Origin of the sequence: Neotabrizicola shimadae, assembly GCF_019623905.1 — a bacterium.
GTDB classification, from domain to species: Bacteria; Pseudomonadota; Alphaproteobacteria; order Rhodobacterales; family Rhodobacteraceae; genus Neotabrizicola; species Neotabrizicola shimadae.
The window spans coordinates 3,316,065-3,334,161 of the sequence record NZ_CP069370.1; the positions used below are offsets into that span (position 1 = coordinate 3,316,065).

An 18,097-nucleotide genomic window follows, 5' to 3' on the forward strand; every position below is an offset into this window, starting at 1 on the left:
GTCGCGGGGGCAGACGGCCCCCCGGCTTGCCGCAAGGCCCTTGCCAAACATGACCGACCTTACGCTTCACGACAGCCTTTCAGAGATCCCCGCGGAAAGCTGGGATGCTGTGGCCTGCCCCGAGGCAGCGGCGGGGCGGCCGGTGGACCCGTTCACCACGCACCGGTTCCTGATGGCGCTGGAGGCCTCGGGTTCGACCGGCAAGGGAACGGGCTGGACGGCGCGGCCGCTTGCCCTGCGGCGCGGGGGCGCGTTGGCGGGGGTGATGCCGCTCTACGTCAAGACCCACAGCCAGGGCGAGTACATCTTTGACCATTCCTGGGCGGATGCGTTCCAGCGCGCGGGCGGGCAGTATTACCCCAAGCTGCAAGTGGCGGTGCCCTTCACGCCGGCGACCGGGCGGCGGTTCCTGTGCGCGCCTGACGACCGCGCCGACCTGCTGAGTGGGGCGATCGGGCTGGTGAGGGGAAACGGGTTGTCGTCGCTTCACGTCACCTTCTGCACCGCCGAAGAGGCCGAGGCTCTGGCGGGCTTGGAGGGCACGCTGCACCGCGTGACGCAGCAGTTCCACTGGCTGAACCGGGGATACGGCTGTTTCGACGATTTCCTGGCCGACCTGTCCAGCCGCAAGCGCAAGATGATCCGCAAGGAGCGCGAGGGCGCCCATGCGCACGGGCTGACCATCCGCGCGCTGACGGGCGACGAGATCGAGCCGCGGCACTGGGATGCGTTCTGGATCTTCTACCAGGATACCGGCAGCCGCAAATGGGGCCGGCCCTACCTGACTCGTGAGGCCTTCGATGCCTTTCACGCCACGATGCGCGACGACATGCTGCTGGTGCTGGCCTTTGACGGGGCGCGTCCGGTGGCAGGCGCGCTGAACTTCATCGGGCGCGACACGCTGTTCGGCCGCTACTGGGGCTGTGTGCAGGACTATCCCTTCCTGCATTTCGAGCTGTGCTATTACCAGGCCATTGACTGGGCCATCGAGAATGGCATGCCGCGCGTGGAGGCCGGGGCGCAGGGAGAGCACAAGCTGGCGCGCGGCTATCTGCCGAGCCCGGTGCATTCGCTGCACTGGATCGCCGATTCCGGTTTCCGCGACGCGGTGGCGCGGTATCTTGAGGCGGAGCGGCGCGCGGTGGACGAAGAGATCGAGGTGCTGACAGCCTTCGGTCCGTTCCGCCGCGGCGAGCCCGAGGAAAAGGACTGAGCCCGAGGGAGGCCCGGATGATCACCTTCTACACCAACCCGATGTCGCGCGGTCGGATTGCCCGCTGGATGCTGGAAGAAATCGGCCAGCCCTACGAGACGGTCTGGCTGGATTACGCGACCACGATGAAGGAGCCGGAATACCTGGCGATCAACCCGATGGGCAAGGTGCCGGCCATCGTCTGCGACGGACACGTCGTGACGGAATGCGCGGCGATCTGCACCTGGTTGGCGCAAGCATTTCCCGAGGCGGGGCTGATGGCCAGGGACAGCGCGAGTTTCTACCGTTGGATGTTCTTTGGCGCCGGGCCGGTGGAGCAGGCGGTGGTGAACAGTTCCTTCGGCTGGAAGCCTGGCTCGCCGCAGGAGGCCGGGCGTACCGGCTATGGCAGCCTGGACCGGGTGATGGCCACGCTGACCGGGCACCTGGCCGCGAACGAGTATTTCGCGGATGGCCGGTTTACCGGAGTGGATGTCTATCTTGGCAGCCAGATCGGCTGGGGTCTGCGCTTTGGCACGATGCCGGCGAATGAGACGCTGGCGGCCTATTGGGCGCGCATCTCGGCCCGCCCGGCGCTGGCCCGCGCAGCCGCGATCGACGAAGCTCGGATGAAGGGAGTGCCAGCATGAGCGCGCTGTTGACCGAGGCCGAACGCAACGCTGTGCTGCCCTCCCTGGGCGAGACTGGCTGGGGTGCGGTGGAGGGCAAGGATGCCATCCGCAAGGTGTGGAAGTTCAAGAGCTTCTCGGAAGCCTGGGGCTTCATGTCCCGTGTGGCGCTGGCGGCCGAGAAGATGAACCACCACCCGGAATGGTCCAATGTCTACAACGTGGTCGACGTCACGCTGACCACGCACAGCGCGAAGGGCCTGACGAAGCTGGACACCGACCTTGCGGAGCGGATGGACGCGATGGCCGGTCCGGCCGAAGTGCAGCGCGACCTGGACCAGCCGATCCAGTGCCTGTGCGAGATTCACCACGCGGGGAAGAAGGGCTGAAGCACCGCCCCGGCGCAGGCCGGGGCGATGGGTGAAGCGTGGGGTCAGATCGCTTCGAGCAGCGCCTCGCCGGTCGAGATGTTGCACTCGCCCGACTTGTCGATCTGCACCACCTTTGCCACACCATCCTCGATGAGGGCGGCATAGCGCTTGGACCGGCCGAAGAAGCCGAGATGGGGCACGTCGAAGTTCATGCCGATGGCCTTGGTGAAGGCACCGTCGGCATCGGCCGCCAGCGTGATGCCGGCCTTGGTGGCGCCGGTCGCTTCGCCCCAGGCCTTCATCACGAAGGGATCGTTGACCGAGATGCAGATGATCTCGTCAACGCCCTTGGCGTCGAACTTGGACTTGGTGCGCATGAAGCTGGGCAGGTGCGCGGTCGAGCAGGTGCTGGTGAAGGCGCCCGGCAGGCCGAAGACCACCACCTTGCGGCCCTTCAGCCGCTCGGCGACCGAGACCTGTTCGGCCCCGTTGTCGCCCATTACCAGAAGCGTGCCATCCGGCAGCGCCGCCCCTTCGGAAATCGTCATGGTCTGAAGCCTCTTTGTTGCGTTTCCCTGACCTCGGGTTATAGGGTCCGCCCCGGATGTCGGCCAGAGGGGGAAGACCATGCATGTCGTCGTGATCGGGGCGGGACAGGCGGGGGCGGCGCTGGTGGCGCGGCTGCGCGCGCAGGGCCACAAGGGCCCCATCACCCTGATCGGCGAGGAGAAGGCGCCCCCCTACCAGCGCCCGCCGCTTTCCAAGGCCTATCTGCTGGGCGAGATGGACGCAGAGCGGCTGTGGCTGCGGTCGTCCGAGTTCTATGCCGAGAACGACATCACCCTGCGCCTTGACCGCCGCGTGACGGCCATCGACCCGGTGGCGAAGACCGTGAGCCTGGGCAGCGAGACCATCCCCTATGACGAACTGGCGCTGACCACCGGCGCGATCCCGCGCCGGCTGCCCGCGGCCATCGGCGGCGAGCTGGCCGGGGTCTATACCGTGCGGACGCTGGCCGATGTGGATGCGATGCGCGACGAGTTTGCGCCCGGCGCGCGGGTGGTGATCGTGGGCGGCGGCTACATCGGGCTGGAGGCCGCGGCGGTGGCGGCGAAGCTGGGGTTGCAGGCCACGGTGGTGGAGATGGCGCCGCGCATCCTGCAGCGGGTGGCGGCGCCCGAGACCTCGGATTACTTCCGCGCTTTGCATGGCGACAAGGGCGTGGAGATCCTGGCGTCCACCGGGCTGGAGCGGCTTTTGGGCGAGGACCGGGTGACTGGCGTGCGCCTGAGCGACGGGCGCGAACTGCCGGCCGATTTCGTCATCGCGGGCGTGGGCATCGTGCCGGCCACGGCGCTGGCCGAGGCGGCAGGGCTGACCATCCAGAACGGCATCGCCTGCGACGAATTCGGGCGCACCTCGGACCCGCATGTCTGGTCGGCCGGGGACTGCGCGTCCTTCCCGTGGAAGGGCGGGCGGCTGCGGCTGGAATCGGTGGGCAATGCCATCGACATGGCCGAGGCGGTGGCCGACAACATGCTGGGTGCGAACAAGCCCTACGAAGCGGCGCCGTGGTTCTGGTCGGATCAGTACGACTGCAAGCTGCAGATCGCCGGGCTGAACACCGGCTATGACCGGATCGTGACGCGCGGTCCGGATGGCGAGGCGGTGTCGTTCTGGTACTATGCGGGCGACCGGCTTCTGGCGGTGGACGCGATGAACGACCCGCGCGCCTATATGGTGGGCAAGCGGCTGATCGAGCAGGGGAAATCCCCTGACCCAGCGGCGGTGGCGGACCTGTCCACCAACATGAAGGCGCTTTTGAAGTAATGCGCATCATCGGCGGCGCGCGGCGGGGGCTGAAGCTGGCCGAGGTGGGCGAGGGCGATCCCGCCGCGCACCTGCGCCCGACGTCCGACCGCGTGCGCGAGGCGATCTTCAACCTGCTGATCAACGGCGGCCATGGCGATCCGCTGACGGCTGCGCGCGTTCTGGACCTGTTCGCCGGCACCGGCGCGTTGGGGCTGGAGGCGCTGTCGCGCGGTGCAGCCCGCGTGGCCTTTGTGGACGACGGGACTACGGCGCGGGCGCTGTTGCGGCAGAATATCGAGAAGATGCAGGCGATGGGCGCCACCGACGTCTGGCGCCGCGACGCCACCCGCATGGGGCCGAACCGCGGGCCGGGCTACGGCCTGGTCTTCCTGGACCCGCCCTATAACAAGGGCCTGGGCGAGGCGGCGCTGGTCTCGTGCCTGGAGGGCGGATGGCTGGCGCCCGGCGCGATGGTGGTCTGGGAAGAGGGCGCGGCGCCTGTGCCGCCCGCGGGGTTTGAGATGCTGGATCAGCGGAAGTATGGCGACACGCTGGTCACGCTCTTGCGGGCGCCGGCATGACCCCTGCGGCCGTGCTGTTCGATTGCGATGGCGTTCTGGTGGACAGCGAGGACATCGCCTTCGACCTGCTGATGGACGAGTTCGCCAACCATGGCCTTACCCTGCCGCGCGCGCGGATGGAGGTCGAGGTTCTGGGGCTGACCATGGTGGGTGTGGCCGACCGTGCCCGTGCCCTGGGCGCGGCGCTGCCGCAGGACTGGGTGGCGCGCTTCTATGAGCGGCTCTATGCTCGACTGGAGCAGGGCACCCCGCTGATCCCCGGCATTCTGGAGGTGCTGGAACGGCTGGACGCGGCGGGGATTCCCTATGCCGTGGGATCCAACGGGTCGGACCGCAAGATGGAGATCACGCTTGGCCAGCACCCTGCGCTTTGGGCGCGGCTGCAGGGGCGCATGTTCTCGGGCCAGACGCTTGGCACGCCGAAGCCCGCGCCTGGATTGTGGCTGCACGCGGCCCGCGCGCTTGGCGTTGATCCGGCAGGCTGTAGCGTGGTCGAGGACAGCCCGACCGGCGCCCGCGCCGCCCGCGCGGCGGGGATGCGGTGCTTCGCCTATGCGCCTCATGGCGACGGCGCGCGGATGGTTGCCGAAGGCGCCCTACCCTTCCGCGCCATGGCCGAGTTGCCGGGACTTCTTGGGATTTGACCGGCCTACGGTGGCGGGGCTGTGGGCAGACCGAGGCCCCGGCCCTTGCCGGGGCGAGTGGGGTGGCCCCCTGACGGCGTCAGCAGCGGGCGCAACAGTGCAAGAGGGTGACTGCGCAGCGTCAGCCGCATGGCGACGTAATCCTCGACCACCGCCTCGCCCTCGCTCATCTGGCGGAATATGACCGAAGGTTCGGAAATTCCCTCGCCCTCCAGATCGCCCGAGAAGAGCGGCAACGGTTCAGCCGGGACCAGCGCCTTCGCGGCCCAGAGCGCATCGCGGCGCGACAGTCCGAGTGCCGCGAAGCAATCCGCCTCGGCCAGAAGGGACAGCATGGCGGGCGAAATGCGCGCCCGGCGCCAGACATCCTCGACCGCGCGGTAGCCGTTGCCGCGCGCGGCCACGATCCACTGCGCCTCTTCCTCGGCCATGCCGGAGATCTGGCGGAAGCCAAGGCGCAGCGCCAGTTGCCCCCCGGTACCGGGTTCCATGCGGTTGTCCCAGTGGCTGGCATTGATGCAGGGCGGCAGCACCGTGACACCGTGTTCGCGCGCGTCGCGCACGATCTGGGCCGGGGCGTAGAAGCCCATCGGCTGCGAATTCAGCAGCGCGCAGGCGAAGATGCCGGGATGGTGCCGCTTCAGCCAGGCCGAGGCATAGACCAGAAGCGCGAAGCTGGCGGCATGGCTTTCGGGGAAACCATAGCTGCCGAAGCCCTCGATCTGGGCAAAGCAACGGGCCGAGAAATCCTCGTCATAGCCTTTGTCGCGCATGCCCTGCAGGAAGCGGTCCTTCAGGGCCGAGACATTGCCGTGCTTCTTGAAGGTGGCCAGCGCCCGGCGCAGGCGGTCGGCTTCCTCGGGCGAAAACCCGGCGCCGACGATGGCAATCTGCATCGCCTGTTCCTGAAACAGTGGCACGCCAAGCGTCTTGCCCAGCACGCGGCCCAGTTCATCTGAGGGGAAGCTCACCTTTTCCTGGCCGTTGCGGCGGCGGAGGTAAGGATGCACCATGTCACCCTGGATCGGCCCCGGCCGGATGATCGCCACCTGCACCACAAGGTCATAGAAGGCGCGCGGCCGCATCCGCGGCAGGAAGTTCATCTGTGCCCGGCTTTCCACCTGGAACACGCCAAGGCTGTCGGCCTGGCACAGCATCTCGTAGGTGGCGGGATCCTCGGGCGGCAGGGTGGCCAGTGTCAGCTTGCGGCCGTGGTGCCGGTCGACCAGGTCGAAGGCCTTGCGGATGCAGGACAACATGCCAAGTGCGAGCACATCCACCTTCAGGATCTTCAGCGCGTCGATGTCGTCCTTGTCCCAGCAGATGACGGTGCGCCCCTCCATCGCCGCATTCTCGATCGGGACCAGTTCGTCCAGCCGGCCCTCGGTCACGATGAAGCCGCCGACATGCTGGGACAGGTGGCGGGGAAAACCCTGGATCTCGTCGATCAGGCTCAGTGCAAGCCGCAGCCTCTTGTCGGCGGGATCGAGCCCGATCTCGCGCAGGCGGTCGTCGGTAATGCCGCCCGGTCCACCCCAGCCCCAGATCTGGCCAGACATGGCGGACAGCGTATCCTCTGTCAGGCCCATGGCGCGGCCAACCTCGCGCACGGCGCGCTTGCCACGGTAATGGATCACGGTGGCACAAAGCCCGGCGCGGTGGCGACCGTAGCGGTCATAGATGTGCTGGATCACCTCTTCGCGCCGCTCGTGTTCAAAATCCACGTCGATGTCGGGTGGCTCGCCCCGCGCCTCGCTGACGAAGCGCTCAAAGACCATGGTGCCGATCTCGGGCGAGACCGAGGTGACGCCAAGCGCATAGCAGACCACGGAGTTCGCCGCCGAGCCGCGCCCCTGGCACAGGATGTTCCGGCTTCGGGCGAACTGCACGATGTCATGCACCGTCAGGAAATAGGGCTCGTAGCCCAGCTTGCCGATCAGGGCGAGTTCATGCGCCATCTGGGCCTGGACCTTTTCCGGCGCGCCCTTGGGATAGCGCCAGGCGAGGCCGGCCCTGGCCAGCCGTTCCAGCCGGCCAGCCGCCGTCTCTTCCCCCTTGATTTCCGAAGGATATTCATAGCGCAGGTCGTCCAGGCTGAACCGGCAGCGTTCCGCGATCTCGCCCGTGCAATGCACGGCGGCCTCGTGGCCGCGGAACAGCCGCAGCATCTCGGCCTCACTGCGCAGGCGCTGTTCGGCATGGGGAAGCGCGTGGCGACCCAGATTCTCGACTCGGATACCAAGGCGGATCGCCGTCAGAACATCCGCCAGCCGCCGCCGCGCCGCAACATGCATCATCGGCAGGGCCGAGGCGACCGGCAGGAGGCCAAGGTCGGTTGCGGTTTTCGCCAGACGGTCGAAGCGGGCCGAATCCTGCCCGTCATAGCGCGGGGTCATGATCAGATGCACCTGGCCGGGAAAGGCCGCGGCCAGCCGCGCCGCCAGCCCACGCCAGGGCTGCGACCAGGGGCCAGGATGCACCAGCATCACCAGTCCCGCGCCGAACTCCATCAGGTCGGACTCGTGCAGCAGACATTCCCCCTTGGGCGCGCGCAGTTGCCCGACCGTGATCATCCGGCATAGCCCGGCCCAGCCCTTGCGGTCGGCGGCAAGGCAGGTCACGGCACAGCCGTTCGCCAGCATGATCCGCGCCGCCGGGATCAGCCGCGGCGCCGTGCCGATGACGCGGGCGATCTCGCGCGCCTCGACATGGGCGCGCACGATGCCGGCGACCGAATTCACATCGGCCACCGCCAGCGCCGCCATCCCTGCCTCGGCGGCATGACGCATCATCTCCTCGGGGTGGGAGGCCCCGGTGAGGAAGGTGAAGTTCGTCTGGGCGGACAGTTCGGCGAAGGCCATGGCGGATCGTGAACAAATGAAGAACAAAGCTAGCGCGATCCTGCTTGCGCTTCCAGTGAGTCGGCCTGATCCGATCACCTCCGTCCATTCTCTCTCCGGCAAATACCCTCGCGGGGATCGCCGCCCGGGCGGCGATGGGGGCAATAAGGCTCCCCGCTCAGCCGCAACGGGTTGCCGCAGCTCGGCCACCGCCCGCGGCAACGCCGTCCCGGCGGGCTCGATGCCCGCAGGGACGGCACGCCCCCTCAGCGCAGGGCATCAAGCGCAGCAAGGCTCGCGTAGCCATCAGGCGGCAGGCCCTGCGCCTCTTGCCAGGCCTGCATGGCGCGGATCGTCTTCGGGCCTATGCGCCCATCCACGCCTCCGGTGTCGAAGCCGGCGTCCGTCAGGCGCTGCTGCAGTTCCACACGCTCCTCCAACACCAGCGCGCGATCCTCGCGTGGCCAGCCGGCCGCGATAGGCGGACCGCCGGCGATGCGGTCAGACAGATGGCCGACGGCGATGACATAGGCATCGGCCAGGTTATAGGCCTCAATCGCCTTGAAATTACCAAAGGTCAGGAATGCAGCGCCACGCCAGCCGCCGGGCAGGCGCAGTTCAGCCAGGCCGCCAGCCGGCAACTCGCCCCCGCCCACCGGCGCCACGCCCAGGGCGCGCCACTCGGCGGGCGGCTTGAACACGCCTTCGCCGGATTGCCGGTAGTCGAAACCTTCGGGCAGCGTGACCTCCAGCCCCCAGGGCTGGCCACGAACCCAGCCCGACGCCGCAAGATAGGCAGCGGTGGAGGCCAGCGCATCGGTCGGATCGTCGCCCCAGATGTCGCGCCGGCCGTCACCGTCGAAATCCACCGCCAGCCGCAGGTAGGAAGAAGGCATGAACTGTGTATGGCCCATCGCGCCGGCCCAGCTTCCCTGCATCGCCGCGGGTGTCACGTCGCCCGCCTGCAGGATACGCAGTGCCGCCAGCACCTCGCCTTCCCAGAAGGCGGCGCGGCGGCCGCCGCAGGCCAGCGTGGCCAGCGAATCCATCAGCGGGAAATCGCCGCGGAAGGCGCCGTAGTCGCTTTCCAGCCCCCAGATCGCCACCACGATCTCCTTCGGCACGCCGTATTGCGCCTCGATCTGCCCGAGCAGCGCCGCATTGACCTTAAGCGCCTTCTGCCCGCCGGCGACACGGTCGGGCGAGACGGCGCGGTCGAGATAGTCCCAGATCGTCTTCGTGAATTCGGTCTGGTTGTAGTCCCGTTCCAAAACGCGCGGGTCGGGGGCGACCCCGGCTAATGCGGCATCGAAGACCTCGGGCGTTATGCCCGCGGCCAGGGCCTTGGGTCGGAAGCCCTGCACCCAGGCCCCCATGGCCGTCGCATCGCAATTTGCCTTCACCGCCCTGCCCTCCACCAGTTCGGGCGGCGGCAGGCTTTCGGCCAGAGCCGGGCCGCAGAAGACCGTCGTCACCGCTGCCAGAAGCCAGGTTCGCATCGCACCTCTCCAAGACCGCGGCCAGACTAGGCAAGCCTGCAGGGATGCGAAACCCCCGTTCCCCAGGCGCGCGCAGACCGATATCATCCCGCCATGCCCGCCCTGTGCCGCGATTGCCTGACACGCTTTGATGCCGGCGCCCGTTGCCCGGTCTGCCGGTCGCCGCGCGTGGTTTCCCACGGCGAACTGGATACGCTGTCCATCGCCCACATGGATTGCGATGCCTTCTATGCCAGCGTGGAAAAGCGCGACAATCCGTCCTTGCGCGATGTGCCGGTGATCGTCGGCGGCGGACAGCGCGGGGTGGTGTCGACCTGCTGCTATCTGGCGCGAATCCATGGCGTGCGCTCGGCCATGCCGATGTTCCAGGCCCTGAAGCTTTGCCCGCAGGCGGTAGTGGTGAAGCCACGGATGAGCGCCTATGTCGAGGTCAGTCGCGCCATCCGGTCCATGATGGAGGAACTGACGCCGGCCATTGAGCCATTGTCGCTGGACGAGGCCTTCCTGGACCTGACGGGTACTGCCCGGCTGCATGGTGCGCCGCCGGCCCTGATGCTGGCCCGGCTGACGAGGCGGATGGAGACCGAACTCGGTGTCACCGGCTCGATCGGGCTGTCGCACAACAAGTTCCTTGCCAAGATCGCATCGGACCTAGACAAGCCGCGCGGGTTTTCCGTGGTGGGCAAGGCAGAGACGGCCGAGTTCTTGAAGCCGAAATCGGTACGCATCATCTGGGGGGTGGGCACGGCCACCCAAGCCGCGCTCGAGGCAGCCGGGATCCGCACTATCGCCGACCTTCTTCGGTGGGAGCGCGCTGACCTGATCGCCCGGTTTGGCCGCATGGGCGACCATCTGTGGCGGCTGGCGCGTGGCGAGGATTCTCGTCGCGTGAACCGGGACGAGCGGCCGAAGTCGATCTCGAAGGAGACGACCTTCTTCGAGGACTCGTCGGACCCGGTCCTTCTGGACGGGCACCTGTGGCGGCTGGCGGAACAGGTCTCGGACCGCGCCAAGGCCAAGGGGCTGGCCGGGCGCACGGTGACGCTGAAGCTGAAGCGGGGGGGTTTCAAGCTCGTCACACGCCGGCAATCCCTGGACGGGCCGACCCAGATCGGCGACCGCATCTATCGCGCGGCGCGGACCATGCTGGATCAGGCCGGATTCCGGGGGCCGTTCCGACTGATCGGCGTGGGCATTGCCGACTTGGCGCCCGCGGCCGAGGCGGACCTTTCCAGCGATCTTCTTGATCCGGATGCGGGCCGCCGGGCAGCAACCGAGCGCGCGACGGATGCGATCCGAGCGCGGTTCGGCGCCGAGGCCATCATGAAGGGCCGCGCACTGCGCTGACAACCTGAGGGCGAGCCCGCAGAAAAAAGAGGCCGGGCAAAATGCCCGGCCAGGTCCAACAGGGAGGATGCCGTGTCATGACCCCGACACGGCGAGGGGATGGAATTGGCAACACTGCCGTTCGTATCAGTATATACCCTCTGATTCGGGCAACAATAAGACGTTCAGGCTACAAGCCGATATCCGCCACTTTCGGTAACCAGAAGGCGCGCATTCGTGGGATCGGGCTCAATCTTCTGGCGAAGCCGATAGATGTGCGTTTCCAGCGTGTGAGTGGTCACCCCTGCGTTGTATCCCCAGACCTCGTGCAGAAGCACATCCCGCGCCACCACGCCGGACTGCGCGCGGTAGAGGAACTTCAGGATGTTGGTTTCCTTTTCGGTCAGGCGGATCTTCTTTTCCTTTTCATCCACCAGAAGCTTCATCGCCGGCTTGAACGTATAGGGGCCAAGCTGGAACACCGCGTCTTCCGACTGCTCGTGCTGGCGCAGCTGTGCACGGATACGGGCCAGAAGCACCGGGAACTTGAAGGGCTTGGTGACATAATCATTGGCGCCGGAATCGAGGCCAAGGATGGTATCAGCGTCGCTGTCATGGCCGGTCAGCATCAGCACCGGGCATTTCACGCCCGCCTTGCGCAGGCGGCGGCACAGCTCGCGACCGTCGGTATCTGGCAGACCAACATCAAGGATGACGAGGTCGTAAAGACCTGCCTTGGCCTTTTCCATACCCTCGGCGCCGGTGCGGGCTTCGAAGACATCGAAGTCCTCGGTCATCACCAGCTGTTCCGACAGCGCTTCGCGCAGGTCGTCGTCGTCGTCCACCAGAAGAATCTTGCGAAGGGTCGCCATCTGAAGCCTCCGTTTCCTGTGAGCCTGACATGCGTTGGGGTCACCGTGGCGGCAAGATATGTGACAGAGGACTCACGCCGAGTTGTCGAAATCACGGCTATTGTTTCAATTTCCTTCACATAGCCCTAAATGGGAGGCATGACCCTTGCCCCTTCCCCTCTGGAACGTCTGTCTCGCGCGCGCAGCGACCTGCGGCTTGGCGTGCCGGTGGTGGTGTCAGAGGCGGGCGAAGGCGCGGTGGTTCTGGCGGTGGAGACGCTGACGGCCGAACGACTGGCTGATTTGCGGGGGTTGGGCGCGCCCGAACTTGTGTTGACGGCGCGGCGGGCCGAAACGCTGAAGGCGCGAGCCTATGACGGAGATTTGGCACGGATCGCCGTGCCCGACGACGAGGGCGCCACGTGGCTGAAGGCGATGGCCGATCCGGCGGATGACTTGCGGGTGCCGATGAAGGGACCCTTCCGTTCGCTGCGCGACGGCACGGCCGATCTGCACCGGGCGTCGATCCGGCTGGCCAAGGCCAGCCATCTCTTGCCCGCGGCCGTGGTGGTGCGGCTGGCCGATGCGGCGCGGCTGGCTGCGAGGTACGGCCTGACCGCAGTGACGGTGGCAGAGGTCGCCGACGATGACCCGACGGTATTGCATCCCGTGGTGGCCGCCAGGCTGCCCATGGCCGCAGCCGCCGCCGGTCGACTGCATGTGTTTCGGCCCGACAGCGGGGCCGAAGAGCACTACGCGGTGGAAGTCGGCCGCCCGGATCGCGGCCAGCCGGTGCTGGCACGGCTGCATTCGGCCTGCTTCACGGGCGATGTGCTGGGCAGCCTGAAATGCGACTGCGGCCCGCAGCTGCGCGCAGCCCTGGCCCAGATGGGCGAAGCGGGGGCTGGTGTGCTGCTATACCTGAACCAAGAAGGTCGCGGCATCGGACTGGCCAACAAGATGCGCGCCTATGCCCTGCAGGATCAGGGTTTCGATACGGTGGAGGCCAACCACCGCCTCGGCTTCGAGGATGACGAGCGCGACTTCCGGCTGGGGGCCGATATCCTGCGTCAGATGGGATTTCGGTCTGTCCGTTTGCTGACCAACAACCCGAAGAAGATTGCCATGATGGAGCGCTGTGGCTTGCAGGTCGTGGACCGGGTGCCGCTGAGGGTGGGCCTCACCGCTGAGAATGCCGGGTATCTGGCGACCAAGGCGGCAAAGTCGGGGCATCTGCTGTGAACGACATCGCCGTCACCAGGTGGGGCGCCAGGTTCGCAGGACGGCATTTCCCCTGCTCCGTCGGACGCGGCGGCATCGTTTCGGCGCGGGCCAAGCGCGAGGGTGACGGGGCAACACCTGCGGGCCATCACCGGATCGTCGGTTGCCTGTACCGCCCTGACCGGCTGACGCCGGGAGATGTTCCGGAATGGGCCGTCCCGATTGGACTCGGCGACCTTTGGTCGGACGACGTGCGAGACCCGGACTACAACCTGATGGTTCGCGCCCCGCATCCTTTTGGCTACGAACGCCTGCGGCGGCCGGACCCGCTGTATGACCTGGTGCTGATTACCGACTGGAACTGGCCGCACGCAGAGAAGGGCCGGGGGTCTGCGATCTTCCTGCATGCCTGGCGCAAGCCCCGCCACCCCACGGCGGGCTGCGTCGCCTTCGCTCCCACCGACCTGCGCTGGATCGCCCGGCGCTTGCGGCCGGGCGACGGGGTCGAGGTGCGGCGCTAGCCGGCTTCTCAAAGCGCTTTGAGCACCTTAGACTGCGGCCCGGGGGCGAGGGAGGAATCAATGGCCAAGACCACGGCTGCGCCAGACGACGAGGTTTTCGGGCTGCGGCTTGAGCGATCCTCTCAGGACCTTTGGCCGATGCTTGAAGCGCTGTATGGCGCGCGTCCAGAGTATGCCTCGTTCCGCGAAAAGCTCCTCAAGGCGCTGAAGAAGGGCTGGGCCGCCCGGCCCGCCGACCTGAAGCGGCTAGACCTGAAGCGCGACCTGGAGCCCGACTGGTTTCAGCGGCCGGACATGGCGGGCTATGTGTTCTATATCGACCGCTTTGCCGGCACGCTGCAGGGTGTGCTGGACAAGCTGGATTACCTGACCGACCTGGGCGTGACCTATGTCCACCTGATGCCCTGCCTGAAGTCGCGTCCCGGCGACAGTGACGGTGGCTATTCGGTGATGGACTACCGCCAGATCAATCCGGCCTTCGGCACGATGGAGGATTTCGAGGCGGTCGCCGCAGCCTTCCGGAAACGCGGCATTTCGCTGTGCGTCGATCTGGTGCTGAACCACACCGCGAAGGAACATGCCTGGGCCAGAAAGGCTGTAAAGGGAGACGCGAGATATCAGGACTACTACCTGATGTTCGACACGCCCGACCTGCCGCAACAGTACGAAAAGACCCTCGTCGAAGTGTTTCCGGACAACGCACCGGGCAACTTCACGCATTACCCGGAATTCGGAAAATGGGTCTGGACCACGTTCAACGAACATCAGTGGGATCTGAACTGGGCCAATCCACAGGTCTTTCTGGAAGTGGTCGAGATCATGCTGAATCTCGCCAACAAGGGCGTGGACGTGCTGCGCCTGGACGCCGTGGCCTTCATGTGGAAGCGCATGGGAACGCGCTGCCAGTCCGAGCCCGAGGTTCACATGATCCTTCAGGCATTGCGGGCCTGCTCGCGCATTGCCGCCCCGGCGGTGATTCATCTGGAAGAGGCCATTGTCGCGCCGGCCGAGATGCTGCCCTACCTTGGCCGGGGGCGGCATGACGGCAAGGAAGGCAACCTCGCCTATCACAACAGCCTGATGGTGCAATTCTGGTCCTCGCTGGCCACGCGGGACACGCGGTTGATGGCACATGTTCTGGCCACGCATTTCCCCGAAGTGCTGACCAACGCCACCTATGCCACCTACATCCGCTGCCACGATGACATCGGTTGGGCGGTGACAGACGAGGATGCGGCGGCGCTTGGCCTTTCGGGCCCGGCGCACCGCGCCTTCCTGTCGGATTTCTACGAAGGCAGTTTCCCCGGCACGTTCTCGCGCGGGGCGCTGTTCCAGGTGAACCCGGCAACGGGCGACAAGCGCATCTCTGGCAGCTTTGCCTCCCTCGCCGGTCTGGAACAGGCCCTGGACGAAGGCGATGCCGCCGCGGTCGATCTGGCCGTACAGCGGATCCTGATGGGGCATGCGCTGATCGCGGCCTTCGGGGGCATTCCGCTGGTCTACATGGGTGACGAGTTGGCCGCCCTGAACGATCGGGGATATCTGGATGTGCCCGAACACGCGCATGACAGCCGCTGGATCCACCGGCCGCGCATGGACTGGGCATTGGCAGAGTCGCGAAACGCTGGCCAGTCCCCGGCGTCGCGCGTGTTCCAGGGCCTGCGCCACATCCTGGCCCGCCGCCGCGCCGTGCCCGAGTTTCATGCCGGAAACCCGACGCGCATCCTGCGCCCCGATCCGTCCGGCGTCTTTGCCTTTGCCCGAATTGCTCCGACGGGGCCGGTCTTGGGTCTGTTCAACTTTACCGAAAGCTGGGCGCACCTTGGTGAAGGTTGGGTACGGGCGCAGGGCGTGACCCGGATGCATGATCTGCTGTCGGATCACCCGGTCGAAACTCACAACGGCAATATCGCCCTGCCACCCTATGCCAGGGTCTGGCTGGCCTGACCGTCAGGCATAGGTGCGCGCACCGAAGATCGCGCTGCCCACACGGACATGTGTGGCGCCGGCGGCTATTGCCGCCTCGAAATCGCCGCTCATGCCCATGGACAGCCCTTCCAGCCCGTTGCGCCGCGCGATGTCGGCAAGGCTGTTGAAATGGGGCACTGAATCCTCGCCTTCCGGCGGGATGCACATGGCACCGGAAAGTGCGAGGTCAAGCCCGCGACACGATGCGATGAAGGCGTCGGCGTCCTCCGGCAGGATCCCTGCCTTCTGCGGCTCGGCGCCGGTGTTGATCTGCACGAAGAGTTCCGGGCAGGCACCGCGCGCCTGGGCAAGCCGCGCCAGCTTTTCGGCCAAGGATGCGCGGTCCAGCGTGTGGATCGCGTCGAACAGCTCCACCGCCACCTTGGCCTTGTTGGTTTGCAGCGGGCCGATCATGTGCAGATCCACCGCACCGAACCGCTCCCGCAATTCGGGCCATTTGCTCTGTGCCTCTTGAACGTAGTTCTCGCCAAAGACGCGATGGCCCTCCTCCAGAACGGCAACCACGCGCTCCAGCGGCTGAACCTTGGATACGGCGATAAGGCGGACACTGCCCGGCGCGCGTCCGGCCAGCGCTTCGGCTGTGGCAATCCGGTTGCGGATATCGGTCAGCGACATGGGCCTCTCCTTGCTTGGGCGACAGGGAATCACGGCCCGCCGGAAATGAAAAGAGCGGGCCTAAGCCCGCTCTTTCCGAAGTTCGATCCGGTTGGATCAGAACGACATGTCGATACCGAGGTCCCAGGCACCGCCGATGTCGTCGCAGTTGTCGCCGAAGGCGTCGCAGCCATCGGTACCCGGGGTCGAGTTGTAGGCGTAGCCGCCGACAACCGAAGCGCCGCCGCCGAGGTCATAGGACACGCCGATACCGTAGGTCGGGTCGGAACCGAACTGGGTTTCGACCGGGCCGGTGGTGTCGTTCAGGCCGCTTTCGTCGTTGTAGAAGGCGGTGAAGCCCCAAGCGTCCATGGCGTAGTCAACCGAAACGGCGTACTGCGAACCTTCGACGTTGCCGCTGGCGTAGGAGCCGACAGCCTTGAGGGTGAAGCCACCCCAGGTGCCCGACGCACCGAGAGCGATGTTGTCCTGGCCGCCGGTGCCTTCGAAGGCGCCGTTCTCATAGCCCAGACCGAACGAGTAGGCGTCGATCGCGTACTTGATACCAGCGGCGATCGTTTCGTCGGTGCCGTAGCCTTCACCGTCTTCGAAGATGCCGTCCAGGTCGGTGTCGGCAGCAACGTAGTTCGGGTTCGTCATCGAGAAGTAGAAGGTGAACCCGTTGGTCGAGTATTCGTAGATCGCGGTCGGGTCGTTGAAGAAGTTGCCTTCCGTACCCATGTAGGTGATTTCGTTCAGGTCACCCAGACCGGTCAGGCCGACGCCCGACACTTGACCCACGGCCGACAGCGCCGCGTTGTCAACGTCACCCATCGACAGCTTGCCGAAGGTACCGGAGATGAACACCGAGCCAGCGCGGCCGAGCGAAGCACCACCGTTGTTGACTTCGTTCGGGTCGGTCGGGTCGATGATGCCGTCGTCGTTCGAGTCCTGAACGATGATACCGCCGGCGTTGTCAGCGCGGAACGAACCGCCGAACGCGATGCCCGAGTCCGACTCGCCCGACAGCGTGAAGGTCACGCGGGTACGGGAGGTGAAGCCGAGGCTGGCGTCTTCGGAGAAGTTGTCGATGACACCCATGCGGGCGTCGCCCGACAGGGTCACTTCAGCAGAGGCGAAGCCAGCCGTGGCAACGAGCACGGAGGTCGCAAGCAGGAACTTTTTCATTTTTTCCCTCGTCTCAAAGGTGCGGCCCAACCCAGGGGAATCCGAATTGGGTATGCCTCTTCTTCCAACGTCAGGACTTTCTTTGCAACGCGAACCATGTCACCGGGGGGAAGATCGCAGGTCATGGTGCAGCTTTGCCACAGTCCCGACACAGCACTGACACGACAGTCGCCGCGTCAAGGCGGCCAGGCGCCGAGATGCCACAAGCTGGCCGAAATCCCTTGGCACTCGCGGGGCTGTAAGTTAGAGAACCGTCAAAATACCGGGGCCCTGAATGCGTCTTCCAAACCTGTCCGGCATCGTCCTGGCTGCTAGCGCGGCCCTGGTTCTGGCAGGTTGCGGCCAGTCGACGGGGCTATCCTACGGAAACCCCGATCCTGCGAACCGCCCCTCGGACTGGAACCAGTCGGCCCCTCTCCAGAACACTCGGGGCGATGGAGACGCCTACCAGCCCTGGCTTCAGAACGAAGACACGGTCTGGGACCTATTCCAGAACAACACCGACCCCAACAACACCGTTGCGGTGAACCGGTATCTCTGGAATGCCTCGCTCGACGTGCTGAACTTCCTTCCGATCGAAACGGTGGACCCGTTCACAGGCGTCATCGTCACGGGCTATGGGTCGCCGCCTGGCGGCGGGAAGGCATATCGTGCGACGATCTACATCCAGGATCCGGCGCTGGATGCGCGTTCCCTGAAGCTTTCGCTGAACACGAAGTCCGGCCCGGTCTCGCCCGATACGCTGCGCGCCGTGGAAGATGCGATCCTGAACCGCGCCCGCCAGCTGCGCATCCAGGACAGCAACCTGTAATCCGCCCGCTCTGGACCTTGGCCCCGGC

The 18,097-nt window shown here is 66.3% G+C and carries 17 protein-coding genes; 11 read left to right on the forward strand and 6 right to left on the reverse strand.

Going from position 1 to position 18,097, the window contains the following annotated elements; all coding sequences use genetic code 11:
• The first annotated feature begins 49 nt into the window (after nucleotides 1–49).
• The 3 genes from JO391_RS16105 to JO391_RS16115 are packed head-to-tail and all read left to right on the forward strand — an operon-like array spanning nucleotide 50 to nucleotide 2,210.
• The gene (locus tag JO391_RS16105; RefSeq protein ID WP_220661459.1) at nucleotides 50–1,213 is read left to right on the forward strand and encodes a GNAT family N-acetyltransferase; all 1,164 of its coding nucleotides are present in this window, start codon (nucleotides 50–52) and stop codon (nucleotides 1,211–1,213) included.
• Nucleotides 1,214–1,230: 17 nt separating this feature from the next.
• Nucleotides 1,231–1,842: a glutathione S-transferase family protein gene (locus JO391_RS16110; protein ID WP_220661460.1), complete on the forward strand. Its 612-nt coding sequence runs from the start codon at nucleotides 1,231–1,233 to the stop codon at nucleotides 1,840–1,842.
• Nucleotides 1,839–2,210 carry a 4a-hydroxytetrahydrobiopterin dehydratase gene (locus JO391_RS16115; RefSeq protein WP_220661461.1) on the forward strand — a complete coding sequence of 124 codons (372 nt, stop codon included), beginning with the start codon at nucleotides 1,839–1,841 and terminating at the stop codon, nucleotides 2,208–2,210. The genes JO391_RS16110 and JO391_RS16115 overlap by 4 nt, the downstream gene beginning before the upstream one ends.
• 44 nt (nucleotides 2,211–2,254) lie before the next feature.
• Here JO391_RS16115 and JO391_RS16120 read toward each other — a convergent pair whose 3' ends face one another.
• On the reverse strand, nucleotides 2,255–2,740 hold the full coding sequence (locus JO391_RS16120) for a peroxiredoxin (RefSeq protein WP_220661462.1): 486 nt from the start codon (nucleotides 2,738–2,740) through the stop codon (nucleotides 2,255–2,257).
• A 79-nt stretch (nucleotides 2,741–2,819) separates the two neighbouring features.
• Here JO391_RS16120 and JO391_RS16125 point away from each other — a divergent pair, with 79 nt between their 5' ends.
• The 3 genes from JO391_RS16125 to JO391_RS16135 are packed head-to-tail and all read left to right on the forward strand — an operon-like array spanning nucleotide 2,820 to nucleotide 5,229.
• Nucleotides 2,820–4,022: an NAD(P)/FAD-dependent oxidoreductase gene (locus JO391_RS16125; RefSeq protein ID WP_220661463.1), complete on the forward strand. Its 1,203-nt coding sequence runs from the start codon at nucleotides 2,820–2,822 to the stop codon at nucleotides 4,020–4,022.
• Entirely contained in the window at nucleotides 4,022–4,585 is a 564-nt protein-coding gene (gene rsmD / locus JO391_RS16130) for a 16S rRNA (guanine(966)-N(2))-methyltransferase RsmD (protein WP_220661464.1), read from the forward strand. The genes JO391_RS16125 and rsmD overlap by 1 nt, the downstream gene beginning before the upstream one ends.
• Nucleotides 4,582–5,229 carry an HAD family hydrolase gene (locus JO391_RS16135; protein WP_220661465.1) on the forward strand — a complete coding sequence of 216 codons (648 nt, stop codon included), beginning with the start codon at nucleotides 4,582–4,584 and terminating at the stop codon, nucleotides 5,227–5,229. The genes rsmD and JO391_RS16135 overlap by 4 nt, the downstream gene beginning before the upstream one ends.
• A 5-nt stretch (nucleotides 5,230–5,234) precedes the next feature.
• Here JO391_RS16135 and JO391_RS16140 read toward each other — a convergent pair whose 3' ends face one another.
• The gene (locus JO391_RS16140) at nucleotides 5,235–8,090 is read right to left on the reverse strand and encodes an error-prone DNA polymerase (protein WP_220661466.1); all 2,856 of its coding nucleotides are present in this window, start codon (nucleotides 8,088–8,090) and stop codon (nucleotides 5,235–5,237) included.
• Nucleotides 8,091–8,335: 245 nt separating this feature from the next.
• A complete protein-coding gene (locus tag JO391_RS16145) occupies nucleotides 8,336–9,568 on the reverse strand; it encodes a lytic murein transglycosylase (protein WP_220661467.1) in 1,233 nt (410 codons plus the stop codon).
• A gap of 93 nt (nucleotides 9,569–9,661) precedes the next feature.
• Here JO391_RS16145 and JO391_RS16150 point away from each other — a divergent pair, with 93 nt between their 5' ends.
• Nucleotides 9,662–10,915 (forward strand): DNA polymerase IV, encoded by a 1,254-nt coding sequence (locus JO391_RS16150; RefSeq protein WP_220661468.1) that lies wholly within the window; start codon nucleotides 9,662–9,664, stop codon nucleotides 10,913–10,915.
• A gap of 164 nt (nucleotides 10,916–11,079) precedes the next feature.
• On the opposite strand, the gene JO391_RS16155 is transcribed toward JO391_RS16150, so the two are convergent.
• Nucleotides 11,080–11,766, reverse strand: coding sequence for a response regulator transcription factor (locus tag JO391_RS16155; RefSeq protein ID WP_220661469.1), 687 nt, complete (start codon nucleotides 11,764–11,766; stop codon nucleotides 11,080–11,082).
• Nucleotides 11,767–11,904: 138 nt separating this feature from the next.
• On the opposite strand from JO391_RS16155, the gene ribA reads away from it, so the two are divergent.
• From ribA to JO391_RS16170, 3 genes are read left to right on the forward strand one after another with little or no spacing between them, the layout of a single operon-like run.
• Nucleotides 11,905–12,987, forward strand: a complete 1,083-nt coding sequence (gene ribA / locus JO391_RS16160; RefSeq protein WP_220661470.1) for a GTP cyclohydrolase II — start codon at nucleotides 11,905–11,907, stop codon at nucleotides 12,985–12,987.
• Complete coding sequence (locus JO391_RS16165; RefSeq protein WP_220661471.1) at nucleotides 12,984–13,487, forward strand: L,D-transpeptidase family protein; 504 nt, start codon at nucleotides 12,984–12,986, stop codon at nucleotides 13,485–13,487. The genes ribA and JO391_RS16165 overlap by 4 nt, the downstream gene beginning before the upstream one ends.
• A 60-nt stretch (nucleotides 13,488–13,547) precedes the next feature.
• Nucleotides 13,548–15,434, forward strand: coding sequence for an amylosucrase (locus tag JO391_RS16170; protein ID WP_220661472.1), 1,887 nt, complete (start codon nucleotides 13,548–13,550; stop codon nucleotides 15,432–15,434).
• Between the two features lie 3 nt (nucleotides 15,435–15,437).
• Here the strand turns inward: JO391_RS16170 and JO391_RS16175 are convergent, their stop codons facing one another.
• Both JO391_RS16175 and JO391_RS16180 read right to left on the reverse strand, forming a co-directional pair.
• Nucleotides 15,438–16,091 (reverse strand): YggS family pyridoxal phosphate-dependent enzyme, encoded by a 654-nt coding sequence (locus JO391_RS16175; RefSeq protein WP_220661473.1) that lies wholly within the window; start codon nucleotides 16,089–16,091, stop codon nucleotides 15,438–15,440.
• A gap of 96 nt (nucleotides 16,092–16,187) precedes the next feature.
• On the reverse strand, nucleotides 16,188–17,258 hold the full coding sequence (locus JO391_RS16180) for a porin (RefSeq protein ID WP_220661474.1): 1,071 nt from the start codon (nucleotides 17,256–17,258) through the stop codon (nucleotides 16,188–16,190).
• Nucleotides 17,259–17,532: 274 nt separating this feature from the next.
• Here JO391_RS16180 and JO391_RS16185 point away from each other — a divergent pair, with 274 nt between their 5' ends.
• Entirely contained in the window at nucleotides 17,533–18,069 is a 537-nt protein-coding gene (locus JO391_RS16185) for a DUF3576 domain-containing protein (RefSeq protein WP_220661475.1), read from the forward strand.
• The last annotated feature ends 28 nt before the right edge of the window (nucleotides 18,070–18,097 follow it).